The sequence below is a fragment of the Serratia sp. PF-27 genome (assembly GCF_030053255.1).
GTDB lineage: Bacteria > Pseudomonadota > Gammaproteobacteria > Enterobacterales > Enterobacteriaceae > Serratia > Serratia bockelmannii.
The window spans coordinates 250,023-272,066 of the sequence record NZ_JASGBT010000019.1 but is presented as its reverse complement, the minus strand read 5'-3'; the positions used below and the strand labels follow the sequence as shown (position 1 = coordinate 272,066).

General features: G+C 61.9%; 20 protein-coding genes. 5 read left to right on the top strand and 15 right to left on the bottom strand.

Features of this window, described 5'->3' with window-relative positions:
* Positions 1-53: 53 nt before the first annotated feature.
* Positions 54-2,342, bottom strand: coding sequence for a 5-methyltetrahydropteroyltriglutamate--homocysteine S-methyltransferase (gene metE / locus QMZ29_RS12865; protein WP_261426213.1), 2,289 nt, complete (start codon positions 2,340-2,342; stop codon positions 54-56).
* A 90-nt stretch (positions 2,343-2,432) separates the two neighbouring features.
* Between metE and metR the strand changes: the two genes are divergently transcribed.
* Positions 2,433-3,377: an HTH-type transcriptional regulator MetR gene (gene metR, locus QMZ29_RS12860; protein ID WP_016929455.1), complete on the top strand. Its 945-nt coding sequence runs from the start codon at positions 2,433-2,435 to the stop codon at positions 3,375-3,377.
* A 15-nt stretch (positions 3,378-3,392) separates the two neighbouring features.
* On the opposite strand, the gene QMZ29_RS12855 is transcribed toward metR, so the two are convergent.
* Positions 3,393-4,253 (bottom strand): carboxylate/amino acid/amine transporter, encoded by an 861-nt coding sequence (locus QMZ29_RS12855; protein WP_025304913.1) that lies wholly within the window; start codon positions 4,251-4,253, stop codon positions 3,393-3,395.
* Between the two features lie 151 nt (positions 4,254-4,404).
* Here QMZ29_RS12855 and QMZ29_RS12850 point away from each other — a divergent pair, with 151 nt between their 5' ends.
* Complete coding sequence (locus QMZ29_RS12850; protein ID WP_025304912.1) at positions 4,405-4,734, top strand: hypothetical protein; 330 nt, start codon at positions 4,405-4,407, stop codon at positions 4,732-4,734.
* Here QMZ29_RS12850 and QMZ29_RS12845 read toward each other — a convergent pair.
* From QMZ29_RS12845 to QMZ29_RS12790, 12 genes are all read right to left on the bottom strand, one after another.
* Positions 4,715-5,671: an AEC family transporter gene (locus QMZ29_RS12845; protein WP_025304911.1), complete on the bottom strand. Its 957-nt coding sequence runs from the start codon at positions 5,669-5,671 to the stop codon at positions 4,715-4,717. The genes QMZ29_RS12850 and QMZ29_RS12845 overlap by 20 nt on opposite strands.
* 60 nt (positions 5,672-5,731) lie before the next feature.
* Positions 5,732-6,469 (bottom strand): glycerophosphodiester phosphodiesterase, encoded by a 738-nt coding sequence (gene ugpQ / locus QMZ29_RS12840; protein ID WP_025304910.1) that lies wholly within the window; start codon positions 6,467-6,469, stop codon positions 5,732-5,734.
* Positions 6,469-7,539, bottom strand: coding sequence for a sn-glycerol-3-phosphate import ATP-binding protein UgpC (locus QMZ29_RS12835; RefSeq protein WP_043137521.1), 1,071 nt, complete (start codon positions 7,537-7,539; stop codon positions 6,469-6,471). Before QMZ29_RS12835 ends, ugpQ begins: the two co-directional genes overlap by 1 nt.
* Before the next feature lie 5 nt (positions 7,540-7,544).
* Positions 7,545-8,390, bottom strand: coding sequence for a sn-glycerol-3-phosphate ABC transporter permease UgpE (gene ugpE / locus QMZ29_RS12830; protein ID WP_025304908.1), 846 nt, complete (start codon positions 8,388-8,390; stop codon positions 7,545-7,547).
* Positions 8,387-9,274 carry a sn-glycerol-3-phosphate ABC transporter permease UgpA gene (gene ugpA / locus QMZ29_RS12825; RefSeq protein ID WP_015376293.1) on the bottom strand — a complete coding sequence of 296 codons (888 nt, stop codon included), beginning with the start codon at positions 9,272-9,274 and terminating at the stop codon, positions 8,387-8,389. The genes ugpE and ugpA overlap by 4 nt, the downstream gene beginning before the upstream one ends.
* 78 nt (positions 9,275-9,352) lie before the next feature.
* Positions 9,353-10,672, bottom strand: a complete 1,320-nt coding sequence (gene ugpB, locus QMZ29_RS12820; RefSeq protein ID WP_033636688.1) for a sn-glycerol-3-phosphate ABC transporter substrate-binding protein UgpB — start codon at positions 10,670-10,672, stop codon at positions 9,353-9,355.
* A gap of 187 nt (positions 10,673-10,859) precedes the next feature.
* Positions 10,860-12,047 carry an aminotransferase-like domain-containing protein gene (locus tag QMZ29_RS12815; RefSeq protein WP_025304906.1) on the bottom strand — a complete coding sequence of 396 codons (1,188 nt, stop codon included), beginning with the start codon at positions 12,045-12,047 and terminating at the stop codon, positions 10,860-10,862.
* Between the two features lie 44 nt (positions 12,048-12,091).
* Positions 12,092-12,793 carry a high-affinity branched-chain amino acid ABC transporter ATP-binding protein LivF gene (livF, locus tag QMZ29_RS12810; RefSeq protein ID WP_025304905.1) on the bottom strand — a complete coding sequence of 234 codons (702 nt, stop codon included), beginning with the start codon at positions 12,791-12,793 and terminating at the stop codon, positions 12,092-12,094.
* Between the two features lies 1 nt (position 12,794).
* Positions 12,795-13,565 (bottom strand): high-affinity branched-chain amino acid ABC transporter ATP-binding protein LivG, encoded by a 771-nt coding sequence (gene livG / locus QMZ29_RS12805; protein WP_025304904.1) that lies wholly within the window; start codon positions 13,563-13,565, stop codon positions 12,795-12,797.
* On the bottom strand, positions 13,562-14,845 hold the full coding sequence (locus QMZ29_RS12800; protein ID WP_025304903.1) for a high-affinity branched-chain amino acid ABC transporter permease LivM: 1,284 nt from the start codon (positions 14,843-14,845) through the stop codon (positions 13,562-13,564). The genes livG and QMZ29_RS12800 overlap by 4 nt, the downstream gene beginning before the upstream one ends.
* A complete protein-coding gene (gene livH, locus QMZ29_RS12795) occupies positions 14,842-15,768 on the bottom strand; it encodes a high-affinity branched-chain amino acid ABC transporter permease LivH (protein ID WP_015376290.1) in 927 nt (308 codons plus the stop codon). The genes QMZ29_RS12800 and livH overlap by 4 nt, the downstream gene beginning before the upstream one ends.
* A 117-nt stretch (positions 15,769-15,885) precedes the next feature.
* Positions 15,886-17,001 (bottom strand): branched-chain amino acid ABC transporter substrate-binding protein, encoded by a 1,116-nt coding sequence (locus QMZ29_RS12790; protein WP_025304902.1) that lies wholly within the window; start codon positions 16,999-17,001, stop codon positions 15,886-15,888.
* Between the two features lie 405 nt (positions 17,002-17,406).
* On the opposite strand from QMZ29_RS12790, the gene panM reads away from it, so the two are divergent.
* From panM to QMZ29_RS12775, 3 genes are read left to right on the top strand one after another with little or no spacing between them, the layout of a single operon-like run.
* On the top strand, positions 17,407-17,799 hold the full coding sequence (panM, locus tag QMZ29_RS12785) for an aspartate 1-decarboxylase autocleavage activator PanM (protein WP_049209366.1): 393 nt from the start codon (positions 17,407-17,409) through the stop codon (positions 17,797-17,799).
* Positions 17,796-19,013: a DUF3142 domain-containing protein gene (locus tag QMZ29_RS12780; protein WP_261426214.1), complete on the top strand. Its 1,218-nt coding sequence runs from the start codon at positions 17,796-17,798 to the stop codon at positions 19,011-19,013. The genes panM and QMZ29_RS12780 overlap by 4 nt, the downstream gene beginning before the upstream one ends.
* A 43-nt stretch (positions 19,014-19,056) precedes the next feature.
* Positions 19,057-21,069: a hypothetical protein gene (locus QMZ29_RS12775; RefSeq protein ID WP_392396794.1), complete on the top strand. Its 2,013-nt coding sequence runs from the start codon at positions 19,057-19,059 to the stop codon at positions 21,067-21,069.
* A gap of 64 nt (positions 21,070-21,133) precedes the next feature.
* On the opposite strand, the gene rpoH is transcribed toward QMZ29_RS12775, so the two are convergent.
* Positions 21,134-21,991, bottom strand: coding sequence for an RNA polymerase sigma factor RpoH (rpoH, locus tag QMZ29_RS12770; RefSeq protein ID WP_004934345.1), 858 nt, complete (start codon positions 21,989-21,991; stop codon positions 21,134-21,136).
* Positions 21,992-22,044 lie beyond the last annotated feature (53 nt).

The following is a 22,044-nucleotide window of genomic DNA, read 5'->3' as shown; positions in this document are numbered from 1 at the left end:
CCCAATCATCACACCAGTAAATCTATAAGCGGCGGTTTACCCGCCGCACGGCATCACGCGTGCTCGCGTAGGCGCTGCGCCGCCAATACCATGTTGGCCAGCGACTGCCGGGTTTCCGGCCAGCCACGGGTTTTCAGGCCGCAATCCGGATTGACCCACAGGCGTTCCGCCGGGATGTTCTGCGCCGCTTTACGCAGCAACGCTTCAATCCATTCCACGCTCGGCACGTTCGGCGAGTGGATATCGTAGACACCCGGCCCGATTTCGTTCGGGTATTCGAACTCTTTGAAGGCTTCCAGCAGATCCATATCGGAACGCGAGGTCTCGATAGTGATCACATCGGCGTCCAGCGCGGCGATGGAGTCCATGATGTCGTTGAACTCGCAGTAACACATGTGGGTGTGGATCTGGGTGTCATCCTGCGCCACGGCGGCATTCAGTTTGAAGGCGTCCACCGCCCAGTTCAGGTAGGCGGCCCAGTCGGATTGGCGCAGCGGCAGCCCCTCGCGCAGCGCAGGCTCGTCGATCTGGATGATGCCGATACCGGCTTTTTCCAGATCTTCCACCTCGTCGCGCAGCGCCAGCGCAATCTGCTTGGCGATCACTTCGCGGGTCACGTCTTCACGCGGGAACGACCAGCACAGGATGGTCACCGGCCCGGTCAACATGCCTTTTACCGGCTTGTCGGTCAGCGACTGGGCGAATTTGGCCCAGTCGACGGTGATGGCTTCCGGGCGGCTGACGTCACCGATGATGACCGGCGGCTTCACGCAGCGGGAGCCGTAGCTCTGCACCCAGCCATTCTGGGTAAACACGAAGCCGTCCAGGTTCTCGCCGAAATATTCCACCATGTCATTGCGCTCGGCTTCACCGTGCACCAGTACGTCAAGCCCGAGGCGCTCCTGCTCGACGATCGCCTGTTTGATGTGCTCACCGATGCTGGTGCGGTAGTTGTTGCCGTCCAAACGGCCCTGTTTGAAGTCCAGACGCAGGCCGCGGATCTCGGTGGTCTGCGGGAACGAACCGATGGTGGTGGTCGGCCAGGCCGGCAGGTTGAAACGCTCGCGCTGCGCCCTGGCGCGCTCGGCGTAAGCGCTGTGGCGTTCGCTGTCCTGCGCGGTGATCGCGGCCAGCCGGCGCTCAACCTGTGGGTTATGCACGCGGCTCGACTGACGGCGGGCGCGGATCGGCGCGCTGTAGGCGTCCAGTTCAGCCTGTTTCGTCGTGTCAGGCGCGTTCAGCGCCGAGCTTAATAGCGCCAGCTCGGCGCATTTTTGCAGCGCGAAGGCGAACCAGCTTTTCACTTCTTCGTCCAGACGGCTTTCCACGCTCAGGTCGATCGGACTGTGCAGCAGTGAACAGGAGGAGCCAATCCACAGCGGGCGGGAGCCCACCAGCGGCTGCAGACGTTCAAACCAGCGGCTCAGATCGGCGCGCCAAACGTTGCGGCCGTTGATCACCCCCAGCGACAGCAGCCAGTCTTGCGGCAATGCGGCGCTCAGCGTGGCGATATCGTCATGACCGGCGACCAGATCGACATGCAGCCCCTGCACCGGCAGCGTGCGGACGGTATCGAGGTTGTGGCCTACGCTGTCGAAATACGTGGTCAACAGCAGCTTCACCTGCCCCTGCAGCGCGTCGTAAGCCGGTTTGAACGCGTCCAGCCAGGCTTGCGGCAGCTCCAGCACCAGCGCAGGCTCGTCAATTTGCACCCACTCGACGCCGCGTTTCGCCAGCTCGGCCAGCACCTGTTGGTAAACCGGCAGAATCTCTTTCAGCAGCGACAGGCGATCGAACGGCTCGCCCTTCACCTTACCCAGCCACAAATAGGTCACCGGGCCAAGCAGCACCGGCTTGATGCGATGGCCGAGCGCCAGCGCTTCATCCACTTCGTCCAACAGCTGAGTCCAGCCCAGTTTGAACTGCTGGCCTTGCTGGAATTCGGGCACCATGTAGTGATAGTTGGTGTTAAACCATTTGGTCATTTCCGCCGCGGCCGCCGGCTCGCCGGTCGGTGCGCGGCCACGGCCGATGCGGAACAGCGTGTCCAGGTCGATCGAGCCATCCGCATTCTGATGGCGCGCCGGCACGTTGCCCAGCAGCAGGCTGGTGGTCAACACATGATCGTACCAGGCGAAATCGCCGACCGGCACCAAATCCACCCCGGCCTGCTGTTGCTGTTGCCAATGACGAGCGCGCAGCTCGCGGCCAACCGCCAACAGCTCTTCCTGCGTTGAGTTGCCTGCCCAGTAGCTTTCCTGAGCTTTTTTCAGCTCACGTCGTAGCCCAACGCGAGGAAAACCCAGTGTGTGATTCAAAATTGCCATCGTCATATTCCCCATTTAGCCGTCCAGATGTTTACACATCCATAATCAGCAGGTACTGTATTAACCACAAGCGCAATTTATTCACTGTCAATGTGAAGGACTCTCATGATCGAACTGAAACATTTACGGACGCTGCAGGCCCTGCGCAACAGCGGTTCGCTGGCGGGGGCGGCGGCCCAACTTCACCAGACGCAGTCTGCCCTGTCGCACCAGTTCAGCGATCTTGAGCAACGTCTGGGCTTCAAGCTGTTCGTGCGCAAGAGCCAGCCCTTGCGCTTCACCGCCCAGGGCGAGATCCTGCTGCAGCTGGCGGAGCAGGTCCTCCCGCAGATCCAACAGGCGCTGCAGGCCTGCCACGAGCCGCATCAGACCACGCTGCGCATCGCCATCGAATGCCACAGCTGCATTCAGTGGCTGACGCCGGCGCTGGACAACTTCCGCCAGCGTTTCCCGCAGGTGGTGATGGACTTCACCTCCGGCGTCACTTTCGATCCGCAGCCGGCCCTGCAACAGGGCGAGCTGGATCTGGTGATGACGTCGGATATTCTGCCGCGCAGCGGCCTGCACTATTCGCCGATGTTCGATTTCGAGGTGCGTCTGGTGCTGGCGCCGGATCATCCGCTCGCCGGCAAGCCGCACATCGAGCCGGAAGACTTGAGCGATGAAACACTGTTGATTTACCCGGTGCAGCGCCAACGGCTGGATATCTGGCGGCATTTCCTGCAGCCGGCGGGCGTCAACCCGGCATTGAAGAACGTCGATAACACGCTGCTGCTGATCCAGATGGTATCGGCGCGGATGGGGATTGCGGCGCTGCCGCACTGGGTGGTGGAGAGTTTCGAACGGCAGGGGCTGGTGGTGACCAAAACCCTGGGTGACGGCCTGTGGAGCCGCCTGTACGCCGCCGTGCGCGACGGTGAACAGCGCCAGGCGGTGACCGAAGCCTTTATCCGCTCGGCCCGCCAGCACGCCTGCGATCATCTGCCGTTCGTGCGCGACGCCGCACGCCCTGGCGCGACCGGCGCCAAAGCGTTGGCGGCCGGCGTATAAACTGCCGGCCCCCGTTTAGCCGAGCTGCTTCGGCGCCACCCAGCGTCGATGCACCCACAGTGAAGCGACGATCACCGCCCCGCCGATGATAAAGCTCGGCCAGTGCGGCTGCTGCTGCCAGATGGCCAGATTGACCAGCAGCCCGGCCGGCACATGCATGTTGTTCATGATGCCGAGCGTGCCGGCATCGACCTGCGTCGCGCCATAGTTCCACATGAAGTAACCCAGTCCAGACGCCACCACGCCCAGCCAGATCAGCACGCCCCACTGCAGGTTGGTGGTTGGCAGCTGCTGCGGGTTACCCCACAGGAACCAGGCCACCACCGCCACCACCGCCGCCCCCAGGTAGAACCAGGAAAAGGCGGTGTGCTGCGGCAAGGGGTGCACTTCCATCAGGCGCTTATAGCCGACCATGCCGATGGCGAAGCTGATATTCGCCGCCTGCACCAACAGCAGCCCCCACCAGAAGTGTTCACTCAGTTGGTGATAGCGAATGATCGCCGCGCCCAGCACCGCCAGCAGCGCGCTGAAGACGTAGCCCCAACGCAGGCGTCGGCCGCTCAGCAAGTCGTAGATCAGCGTGATGTACAGCGGCGTCAGCACGGTGAACAGCAGGAATTCCGGCACCGTCAGGTAGAGATAGGCGCGGAAGCTGAACAGGTACATGATGCCCAGTTGGAAGGCCCCCACCAGCATATACAGCAGGATCACCTTGAGTTTGATGTTGCGCCAACGCAGAAACGGCAGAAACACCAGCGCCGCCAGCCCGATGCGCACCAGCGCCGAGAATCCGCTGTCGACGTGGCCCGCCAGGTACTCGCCAATCAGGCTGAAAGAAAATGCCCACAGAATGGTGGTTATAACCAAAAGCAGCACGATGGGTTCACCCTAAAAAGACCGAAAGGGCGATTGTAACGGAAGATGGACGCCTAAGGGGATGAAAGGCAGTTTACATCTGAACAAAAGACAAACTACCGGCAAAATTTCACCGCTGGGTTAGGCTTAATAAAAAGGCGAGGTAACCATCATGAAAACGTCTCACATTCTGTTCGCTCTGCTGTTGCTGCCTGGGTTGGCGGCGGCGGCCAACGGCGTAACCGACCTGCGCTCACAGCAGCAGTTACTCAACCAAAACAACCAGCAAGCGCAGCAACAGCGCTTGTTGAACAACCGGCAGATGGATCAACGCCGCCTGCAGCAGCAGCGACAGTTCGACAATCAGCGGCAACAGCTGATGCAAACCACGCCGAACGGCGGGCAACTGCTGCCTAACGGCAACCAGCCGCGCGATCCGTTCAATCGCACCGCACCGGCGGTGCCGCAGGCGCCGATGCCGGCTACGCCCGCACGCCCATAACGGTGAGGATCAGCGGCGTGGTGATCGCCGCCAGCACGGTGGACATCACCAGGCTGGTGGCGGCCGGGCCGGTGAGCGTATTGAACTGGCGCGACATCAGGTAGACGTTCACCCCCACCGCCATCGATCCAAGTAGCACAACAACGCGGGTTTCCATCGGCGGCAGATCCATCATCCAGGCCAGCAGCCAAATCACTAGCGGCTGCACCAGCAACTTCAGCACGCAGATGGCGCTGCTCAGCTGCCAGCCTTCGCTGATGCGGTACTCGGCAAGCCCCATGCCAAGCACCACCAGCGACAGCGGCGCCGCCACCTGGCCGAGCATGCTGACCGGTCGATCGACGAAGTCCGGCAGCGGCAAGCCGGTCAGGCTAAACAGCGTGCCGGACAAAATGCCGACGATCAGCGGGTTGGTCAGCACGCTGCGCGCGGTTTTAGCGAAACCGCTCAACGTCGGCGAGCCGTTGCGCGCCCATTCGATCGACACCGTCACCAGCGTCCACAGGATCAGGCCGTTGAACACCAGCACCAGCGCTACCGACGGGATCGCCGCCTGCCCCAGCATCACGCTGGCGATAGGTAAACCGAGCATCACGTTATTGGAGAAAATACCGCCCAGCGCAAACACCGAACCAGCGACCCCATCCAACCGGAAGAGGTGCCGGGCGACCAGGCGGCCAAGCACAAATACGATCAGGCAGCTGCCAAAGAACGCGATCAGCAGCCGGGCGTCGACCGCCGGGCGCTGCGAGAAGTCGCACATCATGCGAAACAGCATGGCGGGCAAGGCGAGGGAAAACACGAAGCGCGTCAGGCCATCGGTGATGCTGGAGGGCCATTTCCCCCAGCGAATCAGCCCATAACCCAATGCGATCAGGACGAACAGCGGTAAAGACAGCACGATCTGGTGCCACAGTGACAGGATAAAGCCAGGCATCGCATTCCTTCCGGTGGTGCGGCGGCAAGGCTTGTCGTCGCGGGATTCATCGGCGCCGGATTAAAAAGCCGGGCCAATCAAATCTATCCGGTCGGTGCAAATGCAGTCAACGCCCCAGTCGAGCAGCAGGCGCGCGCGATCCGGTTGGTTGACGGTATACACCAAAATACGCAGCCCGGCGTCTTTCAACGCTTTCACCCGCTCGGCGGTCAGCGCTTTGTGGTCGATATGCAGCGAGACGCAGTCCAAGCGTTCGGTCAGCTCGCGCCAGTTGTCGTCCCAGGCCTCCAGCAGCAAGCCGCGCGGCAAATCCGGCACGGTGCGCTGCGCCGCCGCCAGCGCTTCTACCGAGAAGGAAGAAAGCAGCGGATCGGTCTGCCCTTGCCACAGCAACCGCGCCGCCAGCGCCACCACCCGGCCGGTTTCATCGTCGCTGCCGGTGGTCGGTTTGATCTCGATATTGGCCATCAGGCCGTGTTCCCGGCAGCGTTCCGCCACCTCCGACAGCAGCGGCAACCGCTCGCCCTTGAAGGCCGAGCTGTACCAGTTGCCGGCGTCCAGCTGCACCAGTTTGTCCCACGGCAGCTCGCCCGCCACGCCCCAACCGTTGCTGGTGCGATCCAGCGTGTCGTCGTGCAGCAGGAAAATTTGCCCGTCCTGCGCCAGCTTGGCGTCGAACTCGATCATCTTGTGGCCGTGGCGCGCGCCGACGTCGATCGCCGCCAGGGTGTTTTCCGGCGCCAGAGAACCGCCGCCGCGGTGGGCAACGATATGAGGGTAAGGCCAGGGTCTCGTCATCAATCCATCCGTAATCCGCTATGGGTGTCAAAGAAGTGCAGCGCCTGAGCAGGCAGCTGCAAATATAGCGTACTGCCCGCCGTCGGCAAGGTTTCATGCGACAGCCGCGCGATCACCCCGTGACCGCCCCACTGGCCGTGCGCCAGATTGTCGGCTCCCAGCAGTTCCAGCGTCTGCAGCTGCAGCGGCACGCCCTGGCCTTGCGCCACCAATTGAATATGCTCCGGCCGAATGCCCAGCGTCAACGGCCGCCCCGCCCACTGCGGCTTGGCCGCCGGCAACGGCAGCGTCATGCCGTCCGCCAACAGCAGCTGGCCGCCGTCGGCGCTCAGGGTGCCGGGCAGCAGGTTCATCGCCGGCGAGCCGATAAAGCCGGCGACGAACAGCGAAGCCGGCCGTTGGTACACTTCACTCGGGGTGCCGATCTGCTCCGCCACGCCCTTATTCATCACGATCACCCGCTGCGCCAGCGTCATCGCCTCCACCTGGTCGTGAGTCACGTACAGGCTGGTGGTTTTCAGACGGCGGTGCAGCTGTTGCAGCTCCAGGCGCATCTGCACCCGCAGCTTGGCGTCCAGGTTGGACAGCGGCTCATCGAACAGGAATACCGCCGGTTCGCGCACGATGGCGCGCCCCATCGCCACCCGCTGGCGCTGGCCGCCGGAAAGTTCGCGCGGTTTGCGCTTGAGCAGCGGCTCCAGCTCCAGGATGCGCGCCGCTTCCTCCACCCGCTGGCGGATATGCTCCTTGCCGAAACCGCGGATCTTGAGGCCGTAAGCCATGTTGTCGTACACGCTCATGTGCGGATAGAGCGCGTAGTTCTGGAACACCATCGCGATGCCGCGATCCTTGGGCTCCAGATCGGTCACGCGCCGGGTATCGATATAGATATCGCCGCTGGTAGTGCGCTCCAGCCCGGCCACCATACGCAGCAGCGTAGATTTCCCGCAGCCGGACGGGCCGACCATCACGATGAATTCACCGTCCGCCACGTCGAGGTCGATCTGTTTGATCACCGGCGTTTTACCGTCGTAAGACTTGGTGACCGCCTGTAGTTTTAATCCTGCCATCGTCGTTATTTCTCGCTATCAACCAGACCGCGCACAAACCAGCGCTGCATCAGAAGCACCACCGCCAGCGGTGGCAATAAAGTTAGAATCATCGCCGCCATCACCTGGTTCCACTGGGTCGGCGCGCCGGAGGTGGAGATCATGCTCTTGATGCCCGCCACCGCGGTGCCCATCGAAGCGTCGCTGGTGATCAGGATCGGCCACAGATATTGGTTCCAACCGTAGATAAAGGTGATGACAAACAGCGCCGCCAGATTGGTTTTCGACAGCGGCAGCACGATGTCCCAGAAGAAACGCATCGGCCCGGCGCCGTCGATGCGCGCCGCCTCCAGCAGCTCATCCGGCAGCGTCATGAAGAACTGGCGCAGCAGGAAGGTAGCGGTGGCCGAGGCCATCAGCGGCAGCGTCAGGCCGGTATAGCTGTCCAGCAGGTTGAGGTTAGAGATCACCTCCACCGTCGGGAAAATGCGCACTTCCACCGGCAACATCAGGGTGAGGAAAATCAGCCAGAAAAACAGGCTGCGCAGCGGGAAACGGAAATACACGATGGCGTAAGCCGACAGTACCGACACCGCGATTTTGCCGCAGGTGATCGCCAACGCCATGATCACGCTGTTGAGCAGCAGCAGCGAGAACGGCACCTTGAGGTTGCCCACGCCGCCCTGCCAGATATTGCGAATGTTCTCCCACAGGTGGCCGCCGGGCACCAGCGTCATCGGCACCTGAAACACCTGTTTGTCATCCAGCGTGGCGGCGACAAAGGCCACGTACAGCGGGAACAGCACCACCAGCACGCCGATAACCAGCATCACATGGCTGAAGATGTCCAGCCCGCGTCGATTCTCAATCATTGATAGCGCACCTTACGTTCAACGAAGCGGAACTGGATCACCGTCAGGCCGATCACCAGCAGCATCAGGATCACCGACTGTGCGGCGGAGCTGGAGAGATCCAATCCGGCGAAGCCTTCGCGGTAGATCTTGTAGATCAACGTGGTGGTGGACTGCACCGGCCCGCCGCCGGTGGCAGCGTCGATCACCGGGAAGGTATCGAAGAAGGCGTACACCAGATTGACCACCAGCAGGAAGAAGCTCACCGGCGCGATCAGCGGCAGCACCAGATGGAAGAAGCGCCGCACCGGGCCGGCGCCATCGATGGCTGCCGCTTCCACCAGCGAACGCGGGATAGACTGCAGCGCCGCGAGGAAAAACAGGAAGTTATAGCTTATCTGCTGCCATACCGAGGCCAGCACCACCAGGAACATCGCCTGGCCGCTGTTTTGCGCATGGTTCCAGTTATAGCCCAGCCCGTTGAGGAAATGGGTGATCAACCCCAGGCCGGGGTTGAACAGAAAGATCCACAGCACCGCCGCCACCGCCGGCGCCACCGCGTAGGGCAGGATCATCAGCGTGCGATAGAGGCGGCTGCCGCGCAGCACGTAGTCCACCAGCGCGGCGAAGAACAGCGAAACCGCCAGCCCGATGCCCGCCACCAGGAAGCTGAAGATCAGCGTGGTGTAGAACGAGTCGAGGTAGTAAGGATCCTGGAACAGCTGTTTAAAGTTATCCAGCCCGACAAACTGGCTGGAGAGGCCGAACGGATCGAGGCTCTGCACCGAATACCACAGCGCTTCGCCGGCGGGCCATAAAAAGAAGACGGCGGTAATCAGCAGCTGCGGCAGCACCAACGCATAGGGCAACCAGCTGCAGCCGAAACCGGGACGGGAAGATGACATAGCAGTTAAACCATTGATCGGGTAAGGAAGGATCGGCGTGAAGATGCGAGCCCGGTCTGTCGGGCTCGCGACGCAGGGTTACTTGGTCGATGCTTCGAAGCGGCGCAGCAGCACGTCACCGCGCTGTACGGCGGCGTCCAACGCCTGCTGTGGCGTTTTCTTGCCGGTCCACACGCCTTCCAGCTCCTCATCCACCACGCTGCGGATCTGTGGCATGTTGCCCAGGCGCAGGCCCTTGGTGAACGGCAACGGCGGCTTGTTTAGCATCTGGCGAGTGGCGACGTCGGCACCCGGGTTCTTGTCGTAGAAGCCCTGCTGCTTGGTCAGATCGTAAGCCGCGGTGGTGATCGGCAGATAGCCGGTCTTCTGGTGCCATTCGGCCGCGATTTCCGGCTGCGCCAGGTACTGCAAGAACTCGGCCACGCCCTTGTAGGTGGCGGCGTCTTTGCCGTTCATCACCCACAGACTGGCCCCGCCGATGATGGCGTTCTGCGGCGCGTTTTTCGCGTCGGCGTCGTACGGCATCATGCCGACGCCGTAGTTGAATTTGGCGTAGTGCTTGATGTCCGCCAGCGAACCGGAAGAGGCGGTGGTGATGGCGCAGTCGCCGTTATAGAACTTCTCGGTGGATTCGTCTTTGCGGCCGAAGTAGGTAAAGTCGCCCTTCTTGTTCATCGCCTCCAGCAGCGCGATGTGCTTGACCTGCAGCGGCTTGTTGAACTCCAGCTTGGCGTTGGTGCCGCCGAAACCGTTGTTTTCACTGGCGAACGGCACGCCGTGCCAGGCGCTGAAGTTCTCCAGCTGGATCCAACCCTGCCAGCCGCTGGCGTAGCCGCACTTCATGCCGGCCTCACGCAGCTTGGCGGTATCCGCCGCCAGCTCCTGCCAGGTTTTCGGCGGCTGGTCCGGGTTTAGGCCGGCCTTTTTGAAGGCATCTTTGTTGTAGTACAGCACCGGCGTGGAGCTGTTGAACGGCTGCGACAGCAGATGTCCGCTCTTGTTGTCGGTGTAATAGCCGGCCACCGTCGGCACGAACACCGACTCGTCGAAGTTGATGCCGGCCTCTTTAAACACTTCATAGACCGGTTTGATGGCTTTGCTGGCCATCATGGTGGCGGTGCCCACCTCGTAAACCTGCAGGATCGCCGGCGCCTTGCCGGAGCGGTAAGCAGCGATGCCCGCCGCCAGGCTCTGTTCGTAGTTGCCTTTATAAACCGGCACAATCTTGACGTCGCTGTGCGACTGATTGAAGCGATCCGCCAGGGAATCCACTTCCTTACCCAGTTCACCTTCCATTGAATGCCAGAACGGGATTTCTGTCGCCGCCAGCGCCTGAGTGCTGACCGCCAGGGTCAACGCGACGCACAGCGTGGTTTTGCGAATAGCGTAGGTGAGCATGCCTAACTCCTGAAAAAGCTGGTGTAAAAGCGCGTGAGCGAAAAGAATCAGTTTTTTGTTCGGAAGCTAACATGCCATGCGCGGATGACAGAAAAATAACCGTTATATGACAGCCACATGACGGCAAGGTGAAGTGAAGATGGCGGTTTGATGTCGGCGGCGGGCATGGGCTCCGCCGCCGCGAGGATTACAGCGAACGGCGCAGGCGCGCCACCGCTTCTTGCATCTGCTGCTCGGTGGCGGTGGCGAACGACAGGCGGAAGGTTGAACGATCCGGGTTGTCGGAGAAGAAGTATTCCCCCGGCACGAACACCACACCCTGCTGCAAGGTCGTGTTCAGCCATTCGGTGGCGTTGAACGGCTGGCGGAAGCGCGCCCACAGGAACATGCCGCCCTTCGGCTTATCGAAGGTGATGTAGTCGCCCAGCTCCTGCTCCACCAAACCTGCCAGGATCTCGCCCTTTTGCTTGTAAGCGGCGCGGATCTTGTCGATCTGCGCCGGCAGGCGATCCAGGCCGAGATAGCATTCGACGATGCTCTGCGACAACGCGCTGGCGTGCAGATCCGCCGCCTGTTTGATGATCGCCACTTTGTGCAGCAGGAACGGCGGCAGGATCGCCCAGCCCAAGCGCAGGCCCGGCGCCAGGATCTTGGAGAAGGTCGAGGTATAGATGATGTGGTCAGTGTTGCCCAGCACCTGCTGTGACACCTGATGCAGCGTCGGGTGGCGCTCTTCGGTGAAACGCAATTCGCCGTACGGATCGTCTTCGATGATCAGGAAGTTATGTTCAGCAGCCAGCTTCACCAGCAGTTCACGGCGCGCGGCGCTGAGGGTGATGCCGCTGGGGTTGCCGAAGTTCGGCACCACGTACACGCCCTTGATGCGCTGGGTTTTCAGCAGCTCGGCCAGCTCTTCCACCACCATGCCGTCGCTGTCGGACGAGACCGACATGATGTTGGCCTCCGCCAGCTCCAGCGTTTGCAGCGCCGCCAGGTAGGTCGGGCGCTCCACCACGAACACGTCGCCGGGATTGACGATGGCGCGCATCACCAAATCCAGTGCCTGCTGTGAGCCGGCGGTGACCATTACCTCCTCCGCGCCAGCGGTGACGCCGCGCTCGGCGCACAGCGCGCAAATGCGCTCACGCAGCAGCGGGCTGCCCTCGGTCAGGCCATACTGGAATGCGCTTTTCGGCTGTTCGGTGATCGCCTGCTGGGTGGCGATGCTCAATCCTTCGAAATCGAACAGCGCATCAGAGGGGATGCCGCCCGCCAGCGAAATGACGTGTTCCATCTTGCTGTGCTTAAGCAATTCACGGATGGCCGAACTTTTTACGTTAACGATGCGCTGCGCGAGTAACCCTTCTGTCTTCATTTCTTCTTCTCGTACCTGATTATTTTAATTCGTAGGGGGGCGGATTAACCGCCCAGATACGCCGACCTCACTGCTTCGTTGGCTAACAATGCAGCCCCCGTATCTTCCAACACCACGCGGCCGTTTTCCAGCACATAACCGCGGTCCGCCAATTTCAGCGCCTGATTGGCGTTTTGCTCCACCAGGAAGATGGTCATGCCCTCTTCCCGCAGTTGCTGAATGATGTCGAAAATCTGCTGGATAATGATCGGCGCCAGCCCCAGCGAGGGCTCGTCGAGCAGCAGCAGCTTCGGCTGACTCATCAGCGCGCGGCCGATGGCCAACATCTGCTGTTCGCCGCCGGACATGGTGCCGGCACGCTGGCTTCGGCGCTCCAGCAGGCGTGGGAACAACGTGAACACCCGTTCAATGCGCTGTTGATACTGCTGGCGATCGGCGAAGAAGCCGCCCATCGCCAGGTTTTCTTCCACCGTCATGCGCGAGAAGACGCGCCGCCCTTCCGGCACGATCGCCACCGCTTCGCGCATGATGCGCGAGGTTTGCCACTGGGTGATGTCCTGGTCCTGAAAGACGATGCTGCCTTCGCTGGCGCGCGGTTCGCCGCACAAGGTGCCGAGCAGCGTGGTTTTACCGGCGCCGTTGGCGCCGATTAACGTCACAATTTCGCCCTGACTTATCGTGAGACTGACCTGATGCAGCGCCTGAATTTTGCCGTAATGGGCGGATACCTGATTGAATGACAACATATTATTCTTCGCCCAAATAAGCCCGGATCACGTCCGGGTTGTTGCGGATCTCCGCCGGTGTGCCCTGCGCCAGCGGCGTGCCCTGGTTCACCACGTAAATGCGGTCGGAAATGCCCATCACCAGCTTCATGTCGTGCTCGATCAGCAACACCGAGACCTTATGCCGATCGCGCAGCTCTACGATCAGGTGATCCAGCTCGTCGGTCTCTTTCGGGTTGAGGCCGGCGGCCGGTTCGTCCAGCATCAGCAGCTCCGGCCGGGTCACCATGCAGCGGGCGATCTCCAGCCGCCGCTGCTGCCCGTAGGCCAGGTTGCCCGCCGAACGGTTGGCCATCTCCAGCAGGCCGACGCGCTCCAGCCACTCCGCCGCACGCGCCAGCGCCTCGGCTTCGGCGCGGCGGAAGGCCGGGGTTTTCAGCAGCCCGGCGAACACGCCGCTTTTCAGGTGCTGATGCTGCGCCACCAGCAGGTTCTCAATCACCGTCATTTCACGGAACAGCCGCACATGCTGGAAGGTGCGCACCACGCCCATGCGGGCGATGGCCTGCCCCGCCAACCCTTCCAGGTGGCGATCGCGCAATTTGATGGTGCCGCCGGTCGGGCGGTAAAAACCGGTCAGGCAGTTGAACACCGTGGTCTTACCGGCGCCGTTGGGGCCGATCAGCGACACGATTTCGCCTTCGTTCAGCGTCAGCGCCACATTGTTGACCGCCAGTAGCCCGCCGAAACGCATCGACAGGCCCTCTACCTGCAGTAAAGGTTGAACGCTCATGCCTGTTCCCCCTTGCCCGCGTGAATGTCCGCCGCCTGCAGCTTCAACTGCGGCCGTTTCATCGGCAACAGCCCCTGCGGCCGCCAAATCATCATCAGCACCATCAGCGCACCCAGCAGCAACATGCTGTACTCATTCAGATCGCGCATCAGCTCGCGCGACACCACCAGCAGGATTGCCGCCAGAATGACCGCGAACTGCGAGCCCATGCCCCCCAGTACGACGATCGCCAACACGAAGGCCGACTCGACGAAGGTGAAGGATTCCGGGCTGACGAACCCCTGGCGCGCGGCAAACAGCGTGCCGGCAAACCCGGCGAAAGCGGCGCTGATGGTAAAGGCGGTCAGCTTGATGCGCGTCGGGCTGAGGCCCAACGAGCGGCAGGCGATCTCGTCTTCGCGCAGCGCTTCCCAGGCGCGCCCGAGCGGCATGCGCAGCAGGCGGTTGATGACGAACAGCGTCAGCACCACCAGCAGCAGCGCCACCAGGTACAGGAATACGATGCGATCGCTCGGATCGTATTTCAGGCCGAAGAAGTTATGGAAGGTATCCCAGCCGCCGTCGCGCAGGCTGCGGTTGAACTCCAGGCCGAAGAAGGTCGGTTTCGGGATCTGGCTGATGCCGTTCGGCCCGCCGGTGATCTCGGTATTGTTCAGCAGCAGGATGCGCACGATCTCACCGAAGCCGAGCGTCACGATTGCCAGATAGTCGCCGCGCAGCCGCAGCACCGGGAAACCGAGCAGGAAGCCGAAGGCGGCGGTGACGATACCCGCCAGCGGCAGGCTCTCCCAAAAGCCGAGGCCGTAATAGTGATTCAGCAGCGCATAGGTGTAGGCGCCGATGGCGTAGAAACCGCCGTAGCCGAGCACCAGCAGACCGGACAAGCCCACCACCACGTTGAGGCCGAGGCCCAGCATCACGTAGATCAGCGTCAGGGTGGCGATATCCACCGTGCCGCGCGACACCAGGAACGGCCAGGCGACCGCCGCGACGATGAGCAGAGCCGCCAGCAGCTTTTGCCGCGGCGTGGTGCCGTCGAAGCTCGGCAGCACGAACGCCGGGCCGGAGACTTTTTTCAATCCCTGTTGCAGCAGCGGGCGCAACAGCTGGAAGAAAAAGACGATGACGCAGCCGATGCCAATCCACATCCAGCGCACTTCCGCCGCGCCGTGCACCACCAGCTTGGTGCCGTCCAGGCTGAGCTGCATGCCCATCAGGAACGACGCCATCACGAACAGCACCGCCGTGGCGATCAGCGCATTAAGCAGATTGAGTTTCATACTTTCTCAACCTCCGGACGCCCGAGGATGCCGGTCGGCATGATCAGCAGCACCACGATCAGCAGCGCGAACGACACCACGTCTTTGTATTCGGTGCTCAGGTAGGCAGAGGTCAGCGCTTCCGCCACGCCCAGTACCAGGCCGCCAATCATCGCGCCGGGAATGCTGCCAATGCCGCCCAGAACCGCGGCGGTGAAGGCTTTCATACCGGCCATAAACCCGATGTAAGGGTTGATGACGCCGTAGAACTGGCCGAGCAACACCCCGGCCACCGCCGCCATCACCGCACCGATAACGAAGGTCAGCGAGATCACCCGGTCGGTGTTGATGCCCAGCAGGCTGGCCATCTTCAGATCTTCCGCACAGGCGCGGCAGGCGCGGCCCATGCGTGAATAGCGGATAAACAGCGTCAGCGCCAGCATCGCCAGGAAGGTCACGAGCCAGATGGTCAGCTGCATGGTGCTGATGGTGGCGGCGAAGCCGTTGCTTTCTCCCAGCACCCACTGGCCGGTCACTAGGCTAGGCAGCGCCAGATCGCGTGAGCCCTGCGTCAGGCTGACGTAGTTTTGCAGGAATATCGACATGCCGATGGCCGAGATCAGCGCAATCAGGCGCTTGGAGTTGCGCACCGGCTTGTAGGCCACCCGTTCGATGCTCCAGCCGTAGGCACTGGCGATAACGATCGAGACCAGGAACGCGGCGCCGATCAGCAGCCAACCGACGTCGATGCCGAGCATCATCAGGGCGGCGATAACGATAAAGGAGACATAGCTGCCGATCATGTACACCTCGCCGTGGGCGAAGTTGATCATGCCGATGATGCCGTAAACCATGGTGTAACCGATGGCGATCAATGCATAGGTGCTGCCCAACGTTAAACCGTTGAACATCTGCTGCAGAAAATAGAGGAGTTGCTCTGACATACTCTGAACCCTTGGCTGCGAAACCCGCCGGCGCAGAACCGGCGGGTAAAGGGAGACGGGGCCGGCAAGCCGACCCGCCGGGCGCAGCGGGCTGCGCCCCACCCTAATCATTATGGCTTATTTGATCGGTGTGGACGTGCCGTTGGCATGCCATTCGAACACGCCGAACTCGAAGCCTTTCAGATCGCCCTTGTCATCCCAGGTCAGCGGCCCCATCACGGTCTCCACCGGCTTGCCGGTTTTCAGATCCTTGACGATGTCCGCCGGCTCCTGGCTGCCGCTGCGCTCCATGCCGGTGGTCAGCGACTGCAGCGCAGCATAGGTGGTCCAGACGAACGGGCCAGTCGGATCCAGCTTCTTGGCTTTCAGCGCATCGACGATCGGCTGGTTGGCAGGCACCTGATCGTAGCGTTTCGGCAGCGTCACCAGCATGCCTTCCGAGGCGGCGCCGGCGATGTTGGACAGCGAGGAGTTGCCCACGCCTTCCGGCCCCATGAAGCGAGTGGTCAACCCGGCCTGCTTGGCCTGACGCAGGATCTGCCCCATTTCCGGGTAGTAACCGCCGAAGTACACGAAGTCGATATTTTCTTTCTTCAGGCGCGCCACCAAGGTGGAGAAGTCTTTGTCGCCGGCGGTGATGCCTTCGAACATCGCCACTTCGGTGCCCTGTTTTTTCAGGCTGTCGCGCACCGAGCGCGCCAGGCCTTCGCCGTATTGCTGCTTGTCGTGCACCACGGCGATGCGCTTCGGCTTGATGTCGCTGAGGATGTATTTGGCGGCGGTCGGGCCCTGATCCGAATCCAGGCCGGTGGTGCGCAGGATCATCTTGTAGCCGCGGGTAGTCAGATCCGCGTTGGTGGCCGCCGGGGTAATCATGATCACGCCTTCGTCTTCATAGATATCGGACGCCGGCTGGGTGGATGAGGAGCACAGGTGGCCGATCACGTAGCGAATGCCGTCGTTGATCACCTTGTTGGCGACCGCAACTGCCTGTTTCGGGTCGCAGGCGTCGTCGTATTCCACGCCGACCAGCTTGTCGCCCTTGATGCCGCCCTTGGCGTTAATGTCGGCAATCGCCTGGCGCGCGCCGGTAAACTCCATGTCGCCATACTGCGCGACCGGGCCGGACATTGCCCCGACGATCGCCACCTTGATGTCTTTCGCCATGGCCGCCTGGCTCATGGCCATCGCAATACAACCCGCCAGCAGTGCCTTACCTGTTGTTAATTTCATCCGCAAATCCCCATCTGTCGTTGTGAACGTACCTGTTGTGTTTGCCTGCGCCCGATCGTTATTGACCGCTTTTGTTATAAGTAATAATGATTTAGGCGTTTTGTCGGCATTATTTTCTAATAAGACTTTATTTTTCATGCCATTAAACAGGAATTTTCTTCTGCAAATCAACTTCATCTGGCAGAAACAAGCGGTGTAAACAGGATAAAATTCGAATTAAATCTGCGCTCTTTACCTTTAGGCGTAGTGCGTTGTGCTGGTTAACAATCCGTTTACTAACTATTTACTCGGAAAATGCCCCGTGCAAAAAACATATTGCACAGTAATCGTACAGAAAAACTTACACAACGCTCTGCACAAGATCTATTACACTGTCGACATCATTTAGCTGCGCGGAAATTCTGCATGAAACTGACCATCGAGCGCCTGACCGCGCTGTCCCCGCAAGATCTCATCGACCTCGGTAAAATTTGGCCGCACCAGCAGCCGGAACAGTGGCAAGGCTGGCTGAGCGACGGCAAGGCGCTGTTCGCCGCCCGCTTCAACGAGCGTCTGCTGGGTGCGGTAAAAATTGCGCTGCAGGACGACCGCGCCGAGCTGCAGGACCTGCTGGTGCGCGAAGTGACGCGCCGCCGCGGCGTCGGTCTTTACCTGGTACAGGATGCGCAGCGTCAGCTGCCGCAGGTCGCCCATTGGCAGCTGTCGACCGCCGGTCTGGCGCCGCGCGAACGTGGGGAAGTCGATAACTTCATGCGCGCCTGCGGCTTCGCGCCGCAGGGCGATCTCTGGCAAAAATGAAGCGCCGGCTGGCGGCGCTGGTCTTGATTGCGCTGGGGTTGGCGGCCTGGTTCGCCGGGCGCCAGCAGGCGCAGCGCCTGGCCTCAGGCTGGGATCAGCAGGTTTATGTCTGGCAGCGAGTTTGGACGCCGCAGCACGCCGATGCGCTGGCGAGCAGCCGCGATCTGTTCGCCAAGCTGCGGGTGCTGGCGTTGCAGGTGCATCCGCGTGAAGGCTGGCGGGAAATCCCGGCCGATCTCAGCCTGCTGAAGCAGGACGGCCGCCCACTCTGGCTGGTAGCCCGCCTCGACGGCCAACTGCCGCAGCTGGATCAAGAGGCCATTATCCAGCGCCTGCTGGCGCTCACCCAGCGCTGGCAGGCGGCCGGGCTGCCCGTCACCGGCATCGAGATCGATCATGACGCCGCCACCGCCCGCCTGCCGGACTACCAACGCTTTCTGCAGCGGCTGCGCCAACGGCTGCCCGCCGCTTTGCAACTCGGCATCACCGCCCTGCCGGCCTGGATCGGCTCACCCAACCTGCCCGGCGTACTGCAACAGGCCGACAGTTCCGTCCTGCAGGTGCACGCGGTGCTCTCGCCACAGCAGGGGCTGTTTGACGGCCCGCTGGCGCTGCGCTGGGTGCGGCAGTACGCTGCCGTCACACCGAAGCCGTTTCGCGTCGCGCTGCCGGCCTACGGCATGGCGTTGTTGGGTTTTGATGCGCAAGGCGCGCAGGTGGAGAGCGAATCTTCGCTGCGCGTGGCGGGCAACGGCCGTGAGCTGACGGTCGCGCCGCAGCAGATCGCCGATTTTCTGCAGACGTTGGCGCAGCAAACGCCGCCCCGGCTACGCGGCATTCTCTGGTTCCGCTTGCCGCTGACGGACGATCGGCGCGCCTGGTCGCTCGCCACGCTGCGAGCGGTGATCGAGCGCCGGCCGCTGAACGTCGACTGGCAGGTAAAATTTAGGCCTCAGCCACAGCAAAACGGGCTGTATGACCTGATAATTCATAACAACGGGCCGGTAGATGCCCCGCTGCCGCAAGAGGTGGTCATCCGCGCCGACGACTGCCTGGCGGCGGACGCGGTCGGCCACTACCGGCTGGAATCCGCACCGCAACAGCAACGCTTTATTCGCATCAGCAGCGACCAACTGCGCGCCGGGCAATCCCGGCCGTTGGGTTGGCTGCGCTGCCAACAACTGACGCCAGGAGGCACCCTTGTCACACCTTGATTCGCGCGCGGCACGGAACACCCGCCGCCTTCTTCCGCTGGCCATGCTGATCGGCGCCGCACTGCCGCTGAGCGGCTATGCCTGCGGCCCGGATTTTCCTAACCGGCTGCTGATCGACCGCAACGGTACCCTACTGTATATGCCGGAGGGCAATTTCGCCTTCGAAGCCGGCCGGCTGGTGCCGATGGATAAACAGTTGCCGCACTGGCAAGCTCCGCCGCCGCCGATGCCGCCGAAACCGATGCCGCAATCGCCGGAAACGATCGCGATCGGTAAAATGCGCGCCGCCAAAACGGTGGAAGAGGCTGACGCCGTCAATACGCAGGGGTTGTCCAACGCCGCGCGTCTCTATCAACTGGGCGCCGTCGCTTTCGCCAGCCACGATCCGCGCGCCACAGACTATTTCCAGCAGGTGCTGAAGCTACCGGCCGCCGAGCAGGGCGACTGGGGACTGCGGGCGCAGTATTCGCTTGGCCGCGTCCTGATGGCTGACCACGGTACACCGGTGAATGAATCCGGTGAAGCGGTTCCCGCCGCCGAGCATCCGCCTAAAGCCGAACTTGAACAGGCGCTGACGGCATTCCAGCAGGTGATCGACCGGGTGAAAAGCGGCGCCGCCGATCCCGATCAGTTGGCGCTGAGCAGCCTTGGGCAGCAGGCGCGCATCCACCTGTGGCTGGGTGACGTCGCCCTCGCCGCCCACCTCTATGCGCAACAGGCGGCGCAGGGCGATCCGAGCGGCGGGCAGTCGCTGCAGTACGTCTCCAGCCTCCTGGTCAACCCCGACCATTTGGACACGCTGAAACAGATTATCGGCGATCCGTTGATCCAGCAGTTGGTGACCATTGAGCTGTTCGCGCGCAGCGGCAACCTGCAAATGGCGGATACCGACGGCAACGGCCGCTCCGCCCAGATCATCAGCCAGATCCTGACGCTGCTGGACGGCTCAGTGAAAAGCGGCTTCGCCGGCAGCGATCGGCTGGCGGCGTTGGCTTACCGTTCGGGGCAGTACCCGATGGCGGCGAGCCTGCTGAAAAACGCCGGCGACAGCGGCCTGGCGTGGTGGCTGCGCGCGAAAATGGCGCTGCGCGACGGCGACGTGAAAGCCGCCACTGCCGCCTACGCCAAGGCGGCAAGCGCGTTCCCCACCGACGAAAGCTGGGGTGAACAACGCAACGCCGACTTCGTCGCAGAAACCATCGTGCCCGAGTGCCGGGTGGCCGGCGAACAGGCCATCCTGGCGCTGAACCGCGGCGACTATCTGCAGGCGATGGACCTGCTGTATCGCGGCAAAGCGCTCTACTGGGCCGACGTGGCCGACGTGGCGGAGCGGGTGCTGACCGTCGATGAGTTGAAAGGTTTTGTCGATAAGCACGCCCCGGCGCCGACGACGCCGCTCAAGCCGGTTAATCCGGACGACTACGGCGGCCAGCAGATCACGCCGGAAGTGCAGCTGCGCGAACTGCTGGCGCGGCGGCTGATGCGCGCCGGACGAGCGCCGGAAGCGCTGGCCTATTTCGATATCCCCAACTACCGGCAAGCGGCGCAGCAGTTCGCCGACGAACTGAAGGCCGCCAAGGACAAATCCGCCGCGCCGCTGACGCGCGCGCAGGCTTACTATCGCGCCGCCAACCTGCTGCGCGCCCAGGGGCTGGAGTTTACCGGGTATGAGATGACGCCGGATTACGCCATCTATGGCGCCGGCTATTCCTATCTGGGGGATGCGTTCGATACTCGCGAGCTAAAGCATAAAAGCTGGATCGACAGCGCAGAAGCGGCGCGCGCCAAGGCGGCGCTACCGGAGGAAGACAACCGTTTCCTGCACTATCGCTGGCAGGCGGTGGGGCTGGCGCAACAGGCGGCCGATCTGCTGCCGCCGAAGAGCCAGGCCTATGCCGCCGTGTTGTGTAACGCTGCCAGCTGGGTTATCAAGCGTGATGCCAAAACCGGCCGTGCGCTTTATCAGCGCTATATCAACACCGGCACCCGTTATCCGTGGGCGGCGAAATTCGGCTACGGCTGCCCGGCGCCGGACTTCACCGCCGTGGCGCCATAACGCCGAATTTCAGGCACTAAAAAGCCCGGCTTGCCGGGCTTTTTTTATCGAATCTCGCATCGACTCAGGCTTCGATCGCCATTTTGAGTTTCTTCATGGCGTTCTTTTCCAGCTGACGCACGCGTTCGGCGGAAACGCCGTACTGATCGGCCAGCTCCTGCAGCGTCGATTTGTTGTCATCATCCAGCCAACGGGCGCGGATGATATGCTGGCTGCGCTCGTCCAGACCTTCCAGCGCATAGGCCAGTTTGTCTGCGGCGTTGCTTTCCCAGTTATCTTCCTCGATGCCTTCGGCGAAGTCCGAGCTTTTGTCCTGCAGGTACAGCACCGGCGCCATCGACTGGCCATCGCGGGCCTCGTCGTCCGGAGTCGGATCGAACGTCATGTCCTGCGCCGCCATGCGAGATTCCATCTCGCGCACGTCTTTGCTGGTTACGCCCAGCTCGCGGGCCACCAGTTCCACTTCGTCCTGGTTGAACCAGCCCAAACGCTGTTTGGTTTTGCGCAGGTTAAAGAACAGCTTGCGCTGCGCTTTGGTGGTCGCCACTTTCACGATGCGCCAGTTGCGCAATACGTACTCGTGGATTTCCGCCTTAATCCAATGCACCGCAAAGGAAACCAGACGCACGCCGACTTCAGGGTTGAAGCGGCGAACGGCTTTCATCAGGCCGATGTTGCCTTCCTGAATCAGATCCGCCTGCGGCAGACCATAGCCTGAATAGTTGCGGGCAATATGAGCGACAAAGCGCAGGTGAGACAGGATGAGCTGCTTAGCGGCATCCAGATCGCCCTGATAATGCAGCCGTTCAGCCAGCTCCCGCTCTTCCTCTGCCGTCAGCATCGGATAGGCGTTGGCTGCCCGGATATAGGCTTCCAAGCTACCTTGGGGTACTAAGGCTAAAGTTTGCATTTCTTTGGTCATTCAAACCCTCTCTATGAGAATACAAAATCATGCAGGTGATTATTACAGCGGGG

Bases quoted from the DNA above. Each gene is read 5' to 3' on its own strand.
- metE (WP_261426213.1), bottom strand. From the start codon at position 2,342: ATGGGGAATATGACGATGGCAATTTTGAATCACACACTGGGTTTTCCT.
- metR (WP_016929455.1), top strand. From the start codon at position 2,433: ATGATCGAACTGAAACATTTACGGACGCTGCAGGCCCTGCGCAACAGC.
- QMZ29_RS12850 (WP_025304912.1), top strand. From the start codon at position 4,405: ATGAAAACGTCTCACATTCTGTTCGCTCTGCTGTTGCTGCCTGGGTTG.
- QMZ29_RS12845 (WP_025304911.1), bottom strand. From the start codon at position 5,671: ATGCCTGGCTTTATCCTGTCACTGTGGCACCAGATCGTGCTGTCTTTA.
- ugpQ (WP_025304910.1), bottom strand. From the start codon at position 6,469: ATGACGAGACCCTGGCCTTACCCTCATATCGTTGCCCACCGCGGCGGC.
- QMZ29_RS12835 (WP_043137521.1), bottom strand. From the start codon at position 7,539: ATGGCAGGATTAAAACTACAGGCGGTCACCAAGTCTTACGACGGTAAA.
- ugpE (WP_025304908.1), bottom strand. From the start codon at position 8,390: ATGATTGAGAATCGACGCGGGCTGGACATCTTCAGCCATGTGATGCTG.
- ugpA (WP_015376293.1), bottom strand. From the start codon at position 9,274: ATGTCATCTTCCCGTCCCGGTTTCGGCTGCAGCTGGTTGCCCTATGCG.
- ugpB (WP_033636688.1), bottom strand. From the start codon at position 10,672: ATGCTCACCTACGCTATTCGCAAAACCACGCTGTGCGTCGCGTTGACC.
- QMZ29_RS12815 (WP_025304906.1), bottom strand. From the start codon at position 12,047: ATGAAGACAGAAGGGTTACTCGCGCAGCGCATCGTTAACGTAAAAAGT.
- livF (WP_025304905.1), bottom strand. From the start codon at position 12,793: ATGTTGTCATTCAATCAGGTATCCGCCCATTACGGCAAAATTCAGGCG.
- livG (WP_025304904.1), bottom strand. From the start codon at position 13,565: ATGAGCGTTCAACCTTTACTGCAGGTAGAGGGCCTGTCGATGCGTTTC.
- QMZ29_RS12800 (WP_025304903.1), bottom strand. From the start codon at position 14,845: ATGAAACTCAATCTGCTTAATGCGCTGATCGCCACGGCGGTGCTGTTC.
- livH (WP_015376290.1), bottom strand. From the start codon at position 15,768: ATGTCAGAGCAACTCCTCTATTTTCTGCAGCAGATGTTCAACGGTTTA.
- QMZ29_RS12790 (WP_025304902.1), bottom strand. From the start codon at position 17,001: ATGAAATTAACAACAGGTAAGGCACTGCTGGCGGGTTGTATTGCGATG.
- panM (WP_049209366.1), top strand. From the start codon at position 17,407: ATGAAACTGACCATCGAGCGCCTGACCGCGCTGTCCCCGCAAGATCTC.
- QMZ29_RS12780 (WP_261426214.1), top strand. From the start codon at position 17,796: ATGAAGCGCCGGCTGGCGGCGCTGGTCTTGATTGCGCTGGGGTTGGCG.
- QMZ29_RS12775 (WP_392396794.1), top strand. From the start codon at position 19,057: ATGCTGATCGGCGCCGCACTGCCGCTGAGCGGCTATGCCTGCGGCCCG.
- rpoH (WP_004934345.1), bottom strand. From the start codon at position 21,991: ATGACCAAAGAAATGCAAACTTTAGCCTTAGTACCCCAAGGTAGCTTG.